This window comes from Natrarchaeobaculum aegyptiacum (assembly GCF_002156705.1).
GTDB classification, from domain to species: domain Archaea; phylum Halobacteriota; class Halobacteria; order Halobacteriales; family Natrialbaceae; genus Natrarchaeobaculum; species Natrarchaeobaculum aegyptiacum.
On record NZ_CP019893.1, the window covers coordinates 1,704,446 to 1,720,981 of the forward strand.

11 protein-coding genes are annotated in these 16,536 nt (G+C 64.9%); 4 read left to right on the forward strand and 7 right to left on the reverse strand.

The genetic code is table 11. The features are described from left to right. Window positions 1–51: 51 nt before the first annotated feature. Window positions 52–1,827: a glycine--tRNA ligase gene (gene glyS, locus B1756_RS08440; protein ID WP_086888143.1), complete on the reverse strand. Its 1,776-nt coding sequence runs from the start codon at window positions 1,825–1,827 to the stop codon at window positions 52–54. Continuing rightward, a complete protein-coding gene (locus B1756_RS08445; protein ID WP_086888144.1) occupies window positions 1,820–2,671 on the reverse strand; it encodes a CBS domain-containing protein in 852 nt (283 codons plus the stop codon). The genes glyS and B1756_RS08445 overlap by 8 nt, the downstream gene beginning before the upstream one ends. Before the next feature lie 158 nt (window positions 2,672–2,829). Here B1756_RS08445 and B1756_RS19615 point away from each other — a divergent pair, with 158 nt between their 5' ends. Both B1756_RS19615 and B1756_RS08455 read left to right on the forward strand, forming a co-directional pair. After that, the gene (locus B1756_RS19615; RefSeq protein WP_186336521.1) at window positions 2,830–2,997 is read left to right on the forward strand and encodes a DUF7556 family protein; all 168 of its coding nucleotides are present in this window, start codon (window positions 2,830–2,832) and stop codon (window positions 2,995–2,997) included. Window positions 2,998–3,573: 576 nt separating this feature from the next. Next, window positions 3,574–4,080, forward strand: a complete 507-nt coding sequence (locus B1756_RS08455; protein WP_086888145.1) for a hypothetical protein — start codon at window positions 3,574–3,576, stop codon at window positions 4,078–4,080. A gap of 35 nt (window positions 4,081–4,115) precedes the next feature. On the opposite strand, the gene B1756_RS08460 is transcribed toward B1756_RS08455, so the two are convergent. The 5 genes from B1756_RS08460 to B1756_RS08480 form a co-directional block, all read right to left on the reverse strand. Next, on the reverse strand, window positions 4,116–5,447 hold the full coding sequence (locus B1756_RS08460) for an ABC transporter ATP-binding protein (RefSeq protein ID WP_086888146.1): 1,332 nt from the start codon (window positions 5,445–5,447) through the stop codon (window positions 4,116–4,118). A gap of 19 nt (window positions 5,448–5,466) precedes the next feature. Further along, complete coding sequence (locus B1756_RS08465) at window positions 5,467–6,765, reverse strand: ABC transporter ATP-binding protein (RefSeq protein WP_228434604.1); 1,299 nt, start codon at window positions 6,763–6,765, stop codon at window positions 5,467–5,469. A 113-nt stretch (window positions 6,766–6,878) separates the two neighbouring features. Continuing rightward, window positions 6,879–7,883, reverse strand: a complete 1,005-nt coding sequence (locus tag B1756_RS08470; protein ID WP_086888148.1) for an ABC transporter permease — start codon at window positions 7,881–7,883, stop codon at window positions 6,879–6,881. Between the two features lie 2 nt (window positions 7,884–7,885). Then, entirely contained in the window at window positions 7,886–8,887 is a 1,002-nt protein-coding gene (locus tag B1756_RS08475; RefSeq protein WP_086888149.1) for an ABC transporter permease, read from the reverse strand. 87 nt (window positions 8,888–8,974) lie between these two features. Beyond that, the gene (locus tag B1756_RS08480; RefSeq protein WP_086888150.1) at window positions 8,975–10,636 is read right to left on the reverse strand and encodes an ABC transporter substrate-binding protein; all 1,662 of its coding nucleotides are present in this window, start codon (window positions 10,634–10,636) and stop codon (window positions 8,975–8,977) included. A 275-nt stretch (window positions 10,637–10,911) separates the two neighbouring features. On the opposite strand from B1756_RS08480, the gene B1756_RS08485 reads away from it, so the two are divergent. Both B1756_RS08485 and B1756_RS08490 read left to right on the forward strand, forming a co-directional pair. Continuing rightward, window positions 10,912–11,331 carry a PPC domain-containing DNA-binding protein gene (locus B1756_RS08485; RefSeq protein ID WP_086888151.1) on the forward strand — a complete coding sequence of 140 codons (420 nt, stop codon included), beginning with the start codon at window positions 10,912–10,914 and terminating at the stop codon, window positions 11,329–11,331. Window position 11,332: 1 nt separating this feature from the next. Then, window positions 11,333–16,528 carry a DNA polymerase II large subunit gene (locus B1756_RS08490; protein WP_086888152.1) on the forward strand — a complete coding sequence of 1,732 codons (5,196 nt, stop codon included), beginning with the start codon at window positions 11,333–11,335 and terminating at the stop codon, window positions 16,526–16,528. The last annotated feature ends 8 nt before the right edge of the window (window positions 16,529–16,536 follow it).

Below are 16,536 nucleotides of genomic sequence, written 5' to 3' on the forward strand. Positions count from 1 at the left end.
CACTATGAGTGGGAACTCATTTGGCCGTTTCGGTCAGGAAATCGACGGCTGTTAGATATTCTCGAACGCCAGTTCGCCCGCGCGCACCGCCGACAGCGTTTCCGGTAGCTCCTCGATCGAGACCCGTTTCTGCTCGGTCGAATCGCGTTCGCGGACCGTCACCGCGCCGTCCTCGAGACTCTCGAAGTCGGCGGTGACACAGAAGGGGGTGCCGACCTCGTCCTGACGACGGTAGCGCCGGCCGATGTTCCCCGAGTCGTCGTAGGTCACCGAGAGGCCCGCCGCGCGGAGGTCGTCGACGATCGACTCGGCCTCGTCGACCAGTTCGTCGTCGCCCTGCAGGGGGAAGACGCCGACGAACGTGGGTGCAACCTCGGGCTCGAGCTCGAGGTAGGTCCGTTCCTCACCGCCGACTTCGTCCTCGCGGTAGGCGTGGTGGAGCACGGTGTAGACCGTCCGGTCGACGCCGAAGGACGGTTCGACGACGTGGGGGGTGACGTGCTCGCCGGCTTCCGTCTGTTCTTCGACCGCGAAACCGCACTTTTCGACGGGGATCTCGTGGGTTTCGTCCTCGAGGTCGATCTCGACCGTCTCACCCTCGAATGCGCTACGGTCGCGAGCAGCGAGCTCCTCGAGTTTCTGGACGACGGCCTGTGCGTCGCCGCCGAACTCCGGCCCCAGATAGCTCATGTCGGGGTCGACGACCGCTCGCTCGACGGTCTGTGGCTCGTCGTACTGTTTGAACACGGTGAAGCGGTCGCCGGAGTGCTCGCCGTGTTTCGAGAGGTCGTAGTCGCCGCGGTAGGCGAAGCCGGCGATCTCGATCCAGTTGCCGTCGATCTCGCTCTCTGCGTCCCAGCAGTCGGCAGCGTAGTGGGCGCGTTCGCCCGAGAGGTGCTGGCGGAACCGGAACCGGTCCATGTCGACGCCGATCGACGCGTACCACGGCTTGGCGACCCCGAGGAAGTACGCGACCCACGGATCGCCGATGATCCCCTCTTCGAGGGCCTCGCCGATCGTCGTCTCGATCGCTGCGCCGTCGTCGGCCTCCTGCTCGCTGGCCGGGTAGAGCGTCACGTCGACGTCGTCGACGCGCTCGAGCGGTGGTTCGTCGTCCTCCGGGTCGACGAAGTACTCGAGTTCGGCCTGCGTGAACTCGCGGGTTCGGATGATCGAGCGCCGGGGGCTGATCTCGTTTCTGTAGGCCCGCCCGATCTGGGTGACGCCGAAAGGAAGCTGGTTGCGCGCGTACTCCTTGAGACGAGGGAACTCGACGAAGATGCCCTGTGCGGTCTCCGGGCGCATGTAGCCGGGCTGGGCGTCGCCGGGGCCGATGTTCGTCGCGAACATGAGGTTGAAGTCCTCGACGGCGACGCCCGCGAGACCCGCGCCACACTCGGGACAGACGAGTTCGTGTTCGGCGATGACCGCCTCGACCTCCGGAATGGGGAGGCTCTCTGCGTCCTCGTACTCGGTGTTGTCCTCGACGAGGTGGTCAGCGCGGCTGCTGGCCTCACAGTCGGGACACTCGATCAGCATGTCGTCGAAGCCATCGAGGTGGCCCGAGGCCTCGAAGACCGGCTCGTGCATGATCGTCGGCGCGTCGATCTCCATGTTGCCCTCGGCGACGGCGAAGCGGTCCCGCCAGGCGTCCTCGAGGTTGCCCTTCAGTGACGCACCCTGCGGACCGAAGGTGTAGAAGCCGCCGACGCCGCCGTAGGCCCCCGACGTGCGAAAGAAGTAGCCCCGGCGTTTGGCGAGTTCGACGAGCTTCTCGCTCGTGGCCGCCGATGCTTCCGAGTCGGCTGCAGCGTCGTCCTCACTCATAGAGTGCCTCGAGTACGTCGACGTCCCGGACGATGCCCGTGAGGCGTTCGCCCGTGACCATCGGGATCTGTTCGACGTCGTTGCTGATCTGGCGCTGGGCGGCCTCCTGCAGGGACGTCCGTGAGGTGACCGTCACCACGTCCTCGGTCATGAACTCGCTGACCGGCCCGGTCGGGAGCTCGATGTCGCGGGTGGGCAGGTAGCGGCTCCCGACGGCCTTGATCCCCTCCCAGGACCACTCGGAGTCCTGGTCGGGGAAGTTGTCCCCGGTGGACTCCTCGCCCTCGACGATCCGGGCGACCTCGATGATGTCGACCTCGGTGAGAACGCCGCTCATCTCGCCCTCGTCGTCGAGTGCGATCGTGTAGGGCACGTTCGCGTAGGAGAGACTTCGCTCGGCGACGGGCAGCGGTGCGCCCTCGTAGGTGGTGTTTACGTCCTCGCTGGCGTAGGGCTCGACGGTATCGTCGGTCTCCTGATCGCCCGTCGCGATGGCGTGGACGACGTCCGTCACGGTGATGATTCCCTCGAATTCGCCGTCGACGACCGGCACGCGTCGAGCCCCTTCCTCGACCATCGTCCGTGCAACCTCCGGGAGCGGCGTCTCCCGGGTCGTCGTCGGAACGTCCTCCATCAACATCACGAGCTGGTCCTCGTCGGGCTGTTCGATCAGCGCCTCTCGAGAGATCAGGCCCCGGTACTCCGGCCCGTCGTCGGTCGGTTTGACGACCGGGACCGACGAAAAGGACTGCTCTTGCAGGTACTCGAGGACGTCCGAGCGCGTCCCCGGCAGGTCGGCGGTCACCACGTCCTCCCGTGGCGTCATCGCGTCGGCTACGTTCATGTCCCCACGGTAGGGCGAAAATGCGTATAAACCCAGTGCTTCTTCCGCAGCCACCGGATGCTGGCCTGCCTACGCGGTGGTCCGTCCCTCGAAAAGCCGATGGATATTGGGACAGTCAATCCGACGAGTTTATATGTGGGTGAGTGTCAGTGTCATACATGGCGACGAACCCCCACGCCATGACAGACGCCGACACCATCGTCGGCTCGATCGACTCGAGCAACCGCGGCCACGGCGAGGAGTACGTAATTGCGGACATCTCCGCTGACGGCGCGTGGCTCTCGATGGAAGCGGAAGCTGCACCGCAGCTTCCAGCGTGGCGGTAGGGGATCGGGGACCGGGTGGCCGTTTTCGCGAATCGATTCTGGATTCACACTCGAGAGATGCCACTCGCTCGGTACCAGAGAATAATGGAAGCGGGCTCGCTATCGAGTGGCAAAAACCCTCACTCGACGCTGGATCTGTCGGCCGAGGAATCGCTTTCTGGCTCGCTCGAGTCCCCCACGTCGTTCACGAGACGAAAGTCCGAGGACCCACACTGGCAACTGGTGCTCCCGATCGGCACGATCTTTCCCGATGGCCATCGTCGGGCGGCGTATACTGACCCGCAATTGATACATTTGGCCAGCTCTCTCTGCACGTCGTCCCTGTTGGCCATGTCCGGTATGTATAGACGATTTATTGGCCAGATGGGTATTTCTATCCACTCCTCGAGTTTGTCCTTACTACTCAACGAGTGGCTATTTTCGGTCGACACCGCACGGAACATCCTCGAGGACTCACGCTCTCGAGGCGCACCGATCGGGGACACAGGACCGACCAGCACTTGCTCGTGCCGCTGGCTCTCTCAGGCACGTTTGCCCCCCGACAACCCCTTTGTACTCGGTGTGGTGGATCGGTCCATGTCCATCGAGCGCGTGTTCTCCCAGCTTCCCGATCCCACGACCCACACGCTGCCGGATTACTCGCTCCCGAAGGGCGATCCCGTCTTCCCGATCGCCGTCACCCGCGAGGAACTCTCGACGGTCCTCGAGCTGTACGAGACGTTCGCGGCGGTCGACCCGCTCGGCCTCGAGTCCAACCCGTTTTACGTGGCGACGCGGTCGTTCGTCGAACGGACCTTCGGCGTCCCCCGGTATCGGCCGGACGAGGAGCTACAGGAAGACGTCGAACGCATGCTCACCGAGTTTTCCGACGACCTCGGCAGTGAGCCGCTGGGAGTCGTCGACGCGACGCCAGCCCACCTCCGGACGCTGTACCTCTTTCTCACGACGTGCCGGAGCTACCACGCCGCACCGTTGATCCGGTTCGACCCGGAACTCGAGGCCGTCGAGACGGTGTACGAACTCTATCGACGCATCACCGAGCAGGACGTCTACCTCAAACGGCCCCAGACGGTCCTCGAGTGACCTGCGGCTGAGTCGCTGTCCGGCAGCCAGCACCCTCACTCTCGATTCAGGTGACAGGCCGCGTACCGATCGTCGTCGGCCGTCTCAGACTCGAGCCAGTACGCTGGCTCTTCCAGTGCACAGATACTCTGCTCGGCGAACGCCCCCTCGAGCAGGTCGCTCGCCCGTTCCCACCGGGCTTCGCGGTCGTCGTCGTCGCCACGGTCGCGGTCGGTCGCGAGCAGGTCGATGGCCTCCGCGAGCACGTCCCCGGCCTCCCCTCGCGGCAGGTCCCCACCGAAGAACTCCCGGCGAATGTCGTCGCCGGACGTCGGCTCGAGCGTCCGGCGGGTCACGGCCCGGAGGAACGTTCGCGTCTGTGTCCACTCCTCGTCGGTGAGGTCGTAGCCATCGGGGGCGATGAGTCTGGGGCAGCGCGTCCGGAACCGACAGCCCGAGGGTGGATCGACCGGGCTCGGGACCTCTCCCTCGAGCACGCCGCGAGCGCCCTCGTCCCGCGGATCCGGAACGGGGATGGACTCGAGCAGCGCCTCGGTGTAGGGGTGTTTCGGGTTCTCGAACAGGACATCGGTTTCTGCCAGTTCGACCAGCTTGCCGAGGTACATGACGGCGACCCGGTCGGCGACGTACCGGATGACCGAGAGGTCGTGGGCGATGAAGAGGTAGGTGAGGCCGAACTCCTCCTGGAGGTCCGCCATCAGGTTCAGCACCTGCGCCTGCACCGAGACGTCGAGCGCCGAGACGGCCTCGTCGCAGACGACGAAGTCCGGTTCGACCGAGAGCGCCCGCGCGAGGTTCACCCGCTGTCGCTGCCCGCCGGAGAACTCGTGGGGATACCGATCGTAGTGGCTGGCCTCGAGGCCGACCCGCTCTAGGAGCCACCGTGCCCGGTCGGCCCGGCCCGCGTCGTCGAGCATGTCGTGGGCCCACATCGGTTCTTCGACGATCTGGCCGACGGTCATCCGCGGGTCGAGCGACGACTGGGGGTCCTGAAAGACCATCTGGATGTCAGACCGGGTCTGCCGAAGCGCCTCACCGCCGAGATCGGCCAGATCCTCCCCCTGAAAGACGATCCGGCCGTCGGTCGGCTCGAGCAGCCGCAGGATCGTTCGACCGAGGGTGCTCTTGCCACAGCCGCTCTCGCCGACCAGCCCGAGGGTCTCTCCGCGACGAACCGCGAAGCTCACGTCGTCGACGGCCCGGACGCGCTCGCGCTCGATCGACACCGGCGGAAACGACCCCGGATCGAACTCGAGGCCGCCGAGAAAGCCCGACTCCTGCGTGAAGTGTTTCGTCAGCCCGTCGACCTCGAGGAGGACGTCGTCGTAGCTGCCGTCGGCTGGTTCTGGCCCGGACCGTGCGTCCATAGCCGGGGACTGTGTCCGCTCAGCCATCGTCGTCACCTCCGTCTTCGAGGCTCCACTGGCGTTCGTCGTCTCCTGGCCGCGACTCGTCAGCAGCTTCTTCTGCCCACGAATCGTCGCCGTCTCGCTCTCGCTCGAGGTCGACGCCCGTTTCTTCGCCGCCGTCTTCCCGAACGGTCGGAGATTCCTCGTCACCTGTGCTGTCGCCGGCCACTTCGGAACCACCGGTCCCGCTTCCGTCCGGCGTCCCCGCGGTCACCTGTGGTTCGACCTCGAGAGGCCGGCTCCCCCCGTAGTCGGCCGCGAAGACGTCGTGTTTGACGCAGGCCGCCCGGTGTGGATGGCCGTCGACCCGGTCGATCTCCCGCGCTTCCGGGTTGTCCTCCCTGCAGACTGCCCGTGCGTCGGGACAGCGCGGGTGGAACCGACAACCTCGCGGCGGATCGATCGCGTTGGGCATCGTCCCCTCGATCGGCTCGAGGCGTTCGACGGTCCGGTCCGGCCGGGGCATCGAGTTCAGCAACGCCTCGGTGTAGGGATGGCTCGTTTCGTAGAACAGTTCGTCGACCGGAGCCTGTTCGACGATCTCGCCCAGGTACATCACGTTCACCCGGTCTGCGACCTCGGCGACGACGCCCATGTCGTGGGTCACCCAGAGGAAACTCGTCCCGTACTTCGCCTGGAGGTCGTCGACGAGGTCGAGGATCTGGCCCTCGACGGTGACGTCCAGCGCCGTCGTCGGTTCGTCGGCGATGATCAGGCTGGGCTCGCAGGCCAGCGCCATCGCGATCAACACCCGCTGGCGCATCCCGCCGGAGAACTGGTGGGGATATTCGCCGTAGCGCTGTTCGGGATCCGGGATCCCGACCTCGCGGAGCATGTCGATCGCTTCCCGTCTGGCGGCCTCACCCTCGAGGTCGCGATTGAGTTCGATAAACTCCCGGAGCTGGCCGCCGACGGTGTAGACGGGATTGAGCGACTCCATCGGGTCCTGAAAGATGACGGCGATCTCGTTGCCCCGGATCTCCCGGCGCATCTCGGCGTCGGAGAGCACGTCCTCGCGTCGGCGGCGCTCGCCGTCTGGACCCTCCTCGAACCCGACGATCGTCCGACCCCTGTACCGGATCTCACCGCCGACGATCTCGCCGGGGTCGTCGACCAGCCGAAGGAGACTCATCGAGGCGACGCTCTTGCCGGCCCCGCTCTCGCCGACGAGACAGACGATCTCGCCCTCGTAGACGTCGAAGGAGATGCCATCGACCGCGCGGACGGTGCCGCTCTCGGTGGGGAACTGCGTCTGCAGGTTCTCGACGCGCAACAGCGGCTCCTGGTCGCCGTCCGGGCCCGGACCCGAGTCCGGGGATGGGTTCGCCTCTGGACCTCGAGTGCGGTCGGAATCGGTGTGGCTGTCTCGTACCATGGTGATAGCGGTGATCAGTCGTCGAGCCGCGGATCGAGGGCGTCCTGGAGGCCGTCGCCGAACAGGTTGAAGCCCATGATGGTGATCATGATCGCGAGGCCGGGCCAGATCGAGAGCCAGACGTTTCCGTGCATCTCGTCGTGGGAGTCAGAGAGCATCTGGCCCCAGTCGGGCGTCGGGGGCTGGGCGCCGTAGCCGAGGAAGGAGAGCCCGGCGACCAGCAGGATCATCACGCCGATCTGGAGCGTCGCGTACACCAGCACCGGTGCGAAGCTGTTCGGGACGACGTGTCGGCGGATCACGGTCCGATCTTTGACTCCCGCCGCACGCGCGGCCTCGATGTAGTCCATCTCCCGGACGCTCAGCACCTCGCTGCGGATGATCCGGGCGAACACGGGGATAAACGCCAGCCCGATCCCGGCGATCGCGTACTGGATGTCCGCCTGCCCCGCGCTCGCGAACTCCGTGAAGACGATGATCAGGATCAACGGCGGGATCGCGTACAGCGTCTCGACGGCTCGCATCAGCGCGTCGTCGATCCGGCCGCCGTAGAACCCGGCGACGGACCCGACGATCGTCCCGCCGATCAGCGCGAGCCCCGTCGAAACGATCCCGACGGTGACCGACACCTGCGCGCCGTAGACGACCCGCGTGAAGTAATCTCGGCCCGCGCCGTCGGTCCCCAGCGGGTACTCGAGCGAGCCCGAGGCGTGGAACGCGGGGGGTTCGTGTGGGCTTCCCTCGCCGGGCGGCGGAATCTGCGTCGGGTGGTCGAAGATCGGCAGCGCCTCCGCGAACGCGTAATCGGAGACCATCCCGAGGGTCAGCCGCGAGAGGTTACTGTCGACCGCCGTGTAGAGGGTGATCAGCAGGACGAACGCGACGACGTACATCCCCCACCGGGCGGTCGCGTCCCGCCTGACTCGCCTGAGAGTGTGTCGCCACCCTCTCGAGGGCCCAACCTCGGGCTCGTCGCCGGGGTCCCGGTCGCCCTCGAGTTGTGATTCGCCGATCGACATGGTCACTCACGCTCCCCGTAGGTCACTCGCGGGTCGATGTACGCGTAGGAGATGTCCGTAATGACGACGCCGATCACGAACACCGTCGCGATGATCATGGTCACGCCGACGATGAGCTGGTAGTCGAGTCCCTGTATCGCCTCGAAGAACAGCCGGCCGAGTCCGGGAATGTCGAAGACGTACTCGATGAGCACCGCGCCCCCGAGCGCCGTCGAGAGGTTGAGGCCGACTATCGTGACGATCGGCAGCTGAGCCGGTCGAAACGCGTGCTTTCGGAGGATCGTCCGCTCGGGGACGCCGTAGGCACGGGCGAGTTTGACGTGCTCTGCGTGCAGCGAGTCGACCATCTGGGTGCGTTCGACGCGCATCAGCGTCGCCATCTGGAGCGTTCCCAGCGCGATCGTGGGCAACAGGAGGTGTCTGACCGTCTGGTAGAGCAGTTCGGGCCAGGTGTCGATCCAGTCGTAGCCTTCCGGGCCGAGCCAGGGATAGACGAGCCCGGCAGCTGGCAACCACCCGAGCTGGATCGCGAAGACGATGATGAGCATGATGCCGATCCAGAACGAGGGGGTGCTGACGCCGAACAGTGCGACGATCCGGGAGACGTGGTCGGCTGCCTCGTTCCGTCGTTTCGCCGCGAGGATCCCCAGCGGAATCGCGGTCACGACGGCGAAGGCGTACGCCGAGAGCACGAGCAACAGCGTCGGCCCGAGTCGCTGGGCCACGAGGTCGGCGACCGGCCGATCCCGGTGGATGCTGTACCCGAGGTCACCCTGGACGAGTCCCTCCATGTACGTGAGGTACCGTTCGTGAAGCGGCCTGTCGAGGCCGTACTGGGCCTCGATCTGCCGGACGAGTTCCTCGTCGACCTCGGCGCCGGCCAGCATCAGCCGGACCGGGTCCCCCGGTGCCAGGTTCGCGAGCGCGAACGTGATGATCGAGACGCCGATCAACACGGGGATCGCTTGCAGCAGGCGAACGATCGTGTATCGGAGCAGGCCCATCGTCTCAGCCTCCGTGGGACGGTCGCGACCGCGGACGTCTCGGTTCGGTTCCGAATCCCAGACCGAACCGATCGATCACGTCGACGATCACTCGTCGAGCCAGACGTTTCCGTAGTCGGAGACGAACCGGGGGTTCGTGCTCACCTCCGGGTGGACGTGCAGGTCCCTGACGTGCTCGCCCGCAGCCAGTGTGTTGTGCTCGGTGTGGGTCGGCAACATCGGCAGATACTCGATGATTTCCTCGGTGATGTCCACGTACATCTCCCGACGTTCGTCCTGATCTGTGCTCGTCCGCGCGTCCTCGATCAGGTCGTGGAACTCGCCTTGCCCCTCGTAGAAGTGTCCCTGGGTCAGTTCCTCGCCGCTCTCGTGAAGCAGGTTGTAGTAGTAGGCGTCGGGGTCGGGGCCGCCGGTCCAGCCGAGCAGGTACATCTCGTAATCGTCGGCGTTACCCGTCCGACTCTGCTCGGCGAGCGTCCCGAATCCGACCGCGTTGACGTGGGCGCCGTAGCCGACCTCCTCGAGGCGAACCGCGATCCGTTCGGCCAGCGCCTCGCGGGAGCCACCTTCTGGCGCGAGAATGATCGGCTGCCAGTCGTCGGGAACGCCAGCCTCGTCGAGCAAGGCCTCGGCCTCGTCGGGGTCGTAGTCCGGCATCGATTCCTCCCATTCGTCCATCGGAAACTCCCACCCGCCGCCCTCGTCGGTGATCTCCGGGATGGGGCTGACCAGCGGATCGGCCGTCACGCCCATCTCGTCTTCGACGAAATCCCGGAGCGAGAACGAGTGAGCGACCGCGCGTCGTACGTCCGGATCGGTCGTCTCCCCTTCGTTGCAGTTGAACGCGAGGTACATGTACGACGGACTTTCGCCGATGTGCAGTCGCACGTCGTCTGCCTCGTCGACTTCGTCCCACGCGCCAGAGGGAATCTCCTCGATCACGTCGACGTCGCCCGCGAGAATCTGGGAGATCCGACTCGAGTCGTCCGGCGTGTGACGGAACTCGATCTCCTCGAGATACGGCATCGGCTCGCCCCAGTAGTCGTCCCAGCGCTCGACGACGACGTACTCGCCGGGCTGGTAGTCCGCCCACTGGAAGGGACCACAGCCGACTGGATCCTCGTTGAACTCGTCGGGACCGACGTCCTCGCGGTGTTCTCGCGGAATCGCGGGGACGCCCATCGTCATCATCTCCCACGGCCCGAAGGGATGCTCGAGGTCGACCTGGAAGGAGTGGTCGTCGATGTGCTCGACGTCCTCGACCATGTCGTACTGGGTGATCAGCTGTGACTCCTCTTCGATCGTCTGGGTGAACATCACCGTACAGTCCTCGGCAGTCACCGGGTCGCCGTTGTGGAACTCGGCGTCGTCTCTGATCTCGAAGAGCCACCGTTCGCCGTCGCGTTCTTCCTCCGGGAAGTCCGTCGCGATGTGGGGCTCGAGCTCGAGTTCGTCGGTCCACTCGTAGAGGCTGTCGAACAGCAGGTTGACGACCTGCTGGCTGTAGGAGTCGAAGGTGTGGACCGGGTCGTAGTCGTCGTCTCGCTCCTCTGACTGGAGGAACGTGAGTGACCCACCCGTCGCTGCGTCCTCGTCGTCGGGCTCTTCCCGGTCGTACTGGTAGTCTTCGACTTCGGGGTCGTCTTCTTCGTCTGTCCCACCGATACACCCTGCGAGGGCGGCGATCGAAAGCCCGGCACTGGCGGCGAGCACCCGTCGCCGCCCGGGCTGGAAACGCGTCCCGTGCATCTCCTCGAAGAGTGGCGGTCGAACGATCTTTGTTAACCATTCCCAACTATCGTGGAAGTCTCTCGGTACGTCTGGATCGCCGGCTGTAAACGACTGTTACGACAGACGGCCCGTGGACGGTTACGCCGGTCGGTGTTCGATCGTGGTCTGCGGTGTACACTCCTGGATCGGCACACCCCATCGGGCGGTTCCAGCCCGGATCGAAACCCGACGAGCGAACGCACCCGGCCCCGAGAACAGTGAGATTTTTCCATCACCGAGTGTTGGTACTCCGTATGAATTACCGAGCCGTCGAAACGACGGACGAGTACGTCGCCCGCCTCGAGACGGGGGCCGACTGGCGGGCAGAGATCGAGGCACTCGCTGCCGAGGTCGAGGCGGAGGCGGCCTGGTTCACCGCGCTTGGGGCGGTCCAGGACGCCGAACTGTGGTTCTACGATCAGGACGCCTGTGAGTACTACCCGATCGACCTCGCGGAACCGCTCGAGGTCGCGAGTTGCGTCGGCAACGTTTCGCTGCTGGACGACGACCGTTTCGCACACACCCACGCCGTCCTCTCCGATCCGGACGGCATCGCCTACGCCGGCCACCTGAACGAGGCCACCGTCTGGGCCGGCGAGGTCTACATGCGCGTCTTCGAGGAACCACTCGAGCGCGCCTACGACGAGACGACCGAACTCGACCTCTGGCTCTAGTATGCGAGAGGAAGACGTCCGATACTTCGAGGGGCTCGAATCACAGCTCGACGAGGCGTTCGAGGTCGCCCAGACGGCCAAAAAACGCGGCGGGGACCCCGAACCCGAAGTCGAGATTCCGGTCGCCAAGGACATGGCCGACCGCGTCGAGAACATCCTCGGGATCGAGGGCGTCGCCGAGCGCGTGCGCGAACTCGAGGGGCAGATGTCCCGGGAGGAGGCAGCCCTCGAACTCGCCGAGGACTTCGCGGAGGGGCGGGTCGGCGACTACGAGACGAAAGCCGGCAAGGTCGAGGGTGCCGTCCGCACCGCAGTCGCCCTGCTGACCGAGGGTGTCGTCGCCGCGCCGATCGAGGGAATCGACAAGGTCGAAATCTTACAGAACGACGACGGCACGGAGTTTGTCAACGTCTACTACGCTGGCCCGATCCGCTCTGCGGGCGGGACCGCACAGGCGCTGTCCGTTTTGGTCGCCGACTACACCCGCGCACTGGTCGGCCTCGAGCAGTACGTGGCTCGTTCGGAGGAAGTCGAACGCTACGCCGAGGAGGTCGCTCTCTACGACAAGGAGACCGGCCTCCAGTACACGCCGAAGGACAAGGAGACCAAATTCATCGCCAAACACCTCCCGATCATGCTCGACGGGGAGGCGACCGGCGACGAGGAAGTCTCGGGCTACCGCGACCTCGAGCGTGTCGACACCAACAGCGCCCGCGGTGGGATGTGTCTGGTCATGGCAGAAGGGATCGCCCTCAAAGCGCCGAAGATCCAGCGCTACACGTCTCAGCTCGACGAGATCGACTGGCCGTGGCTCCAGGACCTGATCGACGGGACCTACTACGACGACGCCGACGATTCGGGGGAGACTGACGACGGAGCAGACGGCGAAGATGCCGACGGCGACGCCGAAGCCGAGGCCAACTCGAGTGACAGCGATGCAGACGCCCCCGCTGCCGACGAACCCGGGGGCCCGCCGCGCGTCGAGGCCGCCACGAAGTACCTCCGTGACCTGATCGCTGGCCGCCCGGTCTTCTCACACCCCTGCGCGAAGGGTGGATTCCGGCTGCGCTACGGCCGCTCGCGCAACCACGGCTTCGCGACCGCGGGCGTCCACCCGGCTGCGATGCACCTCGTCGACGACTTCCTCGCGACCGGGACCCAGATCAAGACCGAACGCCCCGGCAAGGCGGCCGGGGTCGTCCCCGTCGACTCCATCGAGGGACCGACCGTCAAACTCGCCAACGGCGACGTCCGCCAGGTCGACGATCCCGAGGAGGCCAAAGAGATCAGAAACGGCGTCGAGAAGATCCTCGACCTCGGCGAGTACCTCGTCAACTACGGCGAGTTCGTCGAGAACAACCACTCACTCGCACCCGCCTCCTACACACCCGAGTGGTGGATCCAGGACCTCGAGGTCGCCGGCGCGGATATCCAGGCCCTGCAGGACGATCCACGACTCGACCTCGAGCACCCGACCGCCGAGCAGGCCATAGCGTGGGCCACCGAGTACGACGCCCCGTTACACCCCGAGTACACCTACCTCTGGCACGACCTCCCGGTCGAGGACTTCTGTGCTCTCGCCGGAGTCGTCGAGGACGGCCGGATCGAGGGCGGTGACGGGACCGAACGCGGCAAGGACGGCACCCTCGTTCTCCCCTACGACGACGCGACCGCAGACGCACTCGAGACGATCGTGATCGAACACCGCCAGCGCGCGAGTCGGGGCGAGGACGGCCGCATCGAGATCGACGACTGGCGACCGTTCGTCCGCTCGCTGGGCTGTGAGATCCGCCAGACGGCGACCGACGGCGCGGCTCTCGAGAGCGAGGAATCACCCAGCGCTGCGGACTCGAGCGAACCACCACGAGAGCCCGACGGGACCAAGGGCGAGCCGTCGATCCACCTCGAGCGCACCTGGACCGACGACGACCTCACCGAGCACGCCCGCACCTGGGGAACCGACGAAGCGGGCGAGAACGCCGTCGAGGCGGTCAACGAGGTCGCGCCGTTCCGTATCCGCGAGCGGGCACCCACCAGAATCGGTAACCGGATGGGTCGGCCGGAGAAGTCAGAACGCCGTGACCTGAGCCCGCCGGTTCACACCCTCTTTCCGATCGGCGAGGCGGGCGGGGCTCAGCGCAACGTCGCGGACGCGGCCGCCCACGCCGAGACGATGAGCGACACGCCCGGCGTCGTCGAGATTCAGATCGGTCGACAGCGCTGTGAGAACTGCGGGACGGAGACGTTCAAAAACCGCTGTCCCGACTGCGATGAGCGGACCACGCCCGACTACCGCTGTCCCGACTGTGACCAGCAGGTCGAACCCGACGAGGCCGGTCGCGTCGAGTGCGGCCGCTGTGAGATCGAAGCCACCTGTGTCGAGGTCCGCGAGGTAGACATCCACGAGGAGTATCGCGACGCCCTCGAGTCGGTCGGCGAGCGCGAGAACGCCTTCGAGATCCTCAAGGGCGTCAAGGGGCTGACCTCGACGACGAAGATCCCCGAACCCATCGAGAAAGGAGTCCTGCGGGCGAAACACGACGTCTCGGCGTTCAAAGACGGCACCGTCCGCTACGACATGACCGACCTCCCCGTGACGTCGGTCCGGGCGAGCGAACTCGACGTCGACGTCGGCCAGCTGCGAGCGCTCGGCTACGAGGAGGACATCCACGGCGACCCCCTCGAGCACGACGACCAGCTGGTCGAACTCAAGGTTCAGGACATCGTCCTTTCCGACGGCGCGGCCGAGCACATGATGCAGACGGCCGACTTCATCGACGACCTCCTCGAGCAGTACTACGGCCTCGAGCCGTTCTACGAACTCGAGGACAGGCAGGAACTGGTCGGCGAGCTGGTCTTCGGGATGGCACCGCACACGAGCGCCGCAACTGTCGGGAGAGTGATTGGCTTTACGAGCGCGGCAGTCGGATATGCTCATCCGTACTTTCACGCCGCGAAACGGAGGAATTGCTTCCATCCCGAAACGAGGCTGTGGGTAAGAGACGAGGACGGCGCGTGGCGTCACGAATCGATCAAGGCAATTGTCGAACAACGGTTAACGAACCCGGAAGAGGACGACGTGGGCACGCTTGTTCAGGACGTTGAGGGGTTGACCGTTCCGTCGGTAACTCCTGACGGGACGCCGGTCGAACGTTCGATCGAATCGATTTCGAAGCACCCGTCGCCCGAACATCTGGTCCGCGTCGAAACGCGAAGCGGTCGGACGCTAACGGTAACGTCCGACCACACGTTCCGACGGTGGACGCCGTCAGGGCTGGAGTCCATCGAAGCACAGTCCCTCTCGGTCGGTGACGAACTTCCCGCTCCGAAATCCATCGACATCGAAGGGACGGCGAAATCGATCGACCTGCTGGAAGCGTTTATGGAGGCCGACGGAGTACCGAATAACTCGCTCGTCGTTCGCGGACTCGGGTCGGATCAAATCAAGGCGCTGCTCGACGAGGCAACCTCGGCTGATGCGTATCTCAAACCGGTCGCGAAACGGCTCGGTCTGTCTCAGTCGACGGTGTATAATTGGATCAATCGAGACAGCGTTCCAGTCGGTCCGCTTCTTTCGCTGTTCGATGTTGAGACACTTCTCGAACACATTCCGGACGATGTAACGCTTGGTGTAAAGCGCGATACAGCGAGCGTGAATCGCCACTTCGAAATCGACGAATCCGTCGCGGCGTTACTCGGCTACTACGCGGCCGAGGGGTTCACCCGTCGAGAGGACGGCTCGTTCTACCAGACGACGATCTGCATCCCCGATCGAGTTGCTCGAGACGAGATCATCGGCACATTCGAAACTGCGCTATCGATCGATGCGTTCGAGGAAAACGAGTGGAAAGTGACCGTTTCGAGTAGACTTGTCTCAACGCTGTTTGCAGAAGTACTCGACGTTGGAGCGAACGCAGAGTCGAAACAGATTCCCGATTGCATCTTCGATAGCCCGCGTCCACACCTGCGCGCGTTTCTGGCTGCGTACTTCAGCGGCGATGGGAGCGCGTCGACGGATCGAATCGAGATTCGAGCGCACACGGTCAGCGATGATCTCGCGGCCGACCTCGTCGCTGTACTCAAGCGGTTTGGAATCGCCGCGAAAACGTACCGGGAAACTCGACGACCCATTACCGGGGCTGTAGCGGAGTTCTATAGTGACGATGAGCCGGTTCCCGAATTCGAGTCCTGGGTATTGAAGATCACATCCGAGAACGCAGCTCGGTTTGCCGACCGAATCGGATTCCACCTCGACCGAAAGCAGGAGACCCTCGAGAACGTACTCGAGACGACGGAACTCCGGTCTCAACGAATTTTTGCCGACGGCGGCGAAACCTGGCTTGATGAGGTCGTTTCTGTCGAGATCGTCGAGAGCGACGTCGAATACACGTACTGTCTGACCGTCGAGGAGACGAATACGCTCGTTGCTAACGACCTCTACGTCGGGCAGTGTGACGGCGACGAAGACTGCGTGATGCTCCTCATGGACGGACTCCTCAACTTCAGTAGGAATTTCCTCCCCGACAAGCGGGGCGGGCGCATGGACGCACCTCTCGTCATGTCCTCCCGTATCGACCCCTCCGAGATCGACGACGAGGCCCACAACATGGACGTCGTCTCCCAGTACCCTCGCGAGTTCTACCTCGCGACCTTAGAGCAGGCCGATCCCGGCGAGGTGGACGTCGAAATCGCCGAGGAGAACCTCGGCACGGACCTCGAGTACACCGGCTTTTCCCACACCCACGACACGACCGACATCGCGATGGGGCCAGACCTCTCTGCGTACAAGACGCTGGGCTCGATGATGGACAAGATGGACGCCCAGCTCGAGCTCTCGCGGAAACTCGAGTCCGTCGACGAGACCGACGTCGCAGAGCGAGTCATCGAGTACCACTTCCTGCCGGACCTGATCGGGAACCTGCGGGCCTTCTCGCGACAGGAGACCCGCTGTCTCGACTGTGGCGAGAAGTTCCGCCGGATGCCCCTGACCGGCGACTGCCGGGAGTGTGGCGGCCGGGTCAACCTCACCGTCCACAAGGGCTCGGTGAACAAGTACATGCAGACGGCGATCAACGTCGCCGAGGAGTACGACTGCCGCGATTACACGAAACAGCGTCTCGAGGTCCTCGAGCGGGCACTCGAGAGCATCTTCGAGAACGACAAGAACAAGCAGTCAGGTATCGAGGACTTCATGTAAGTTCTGCT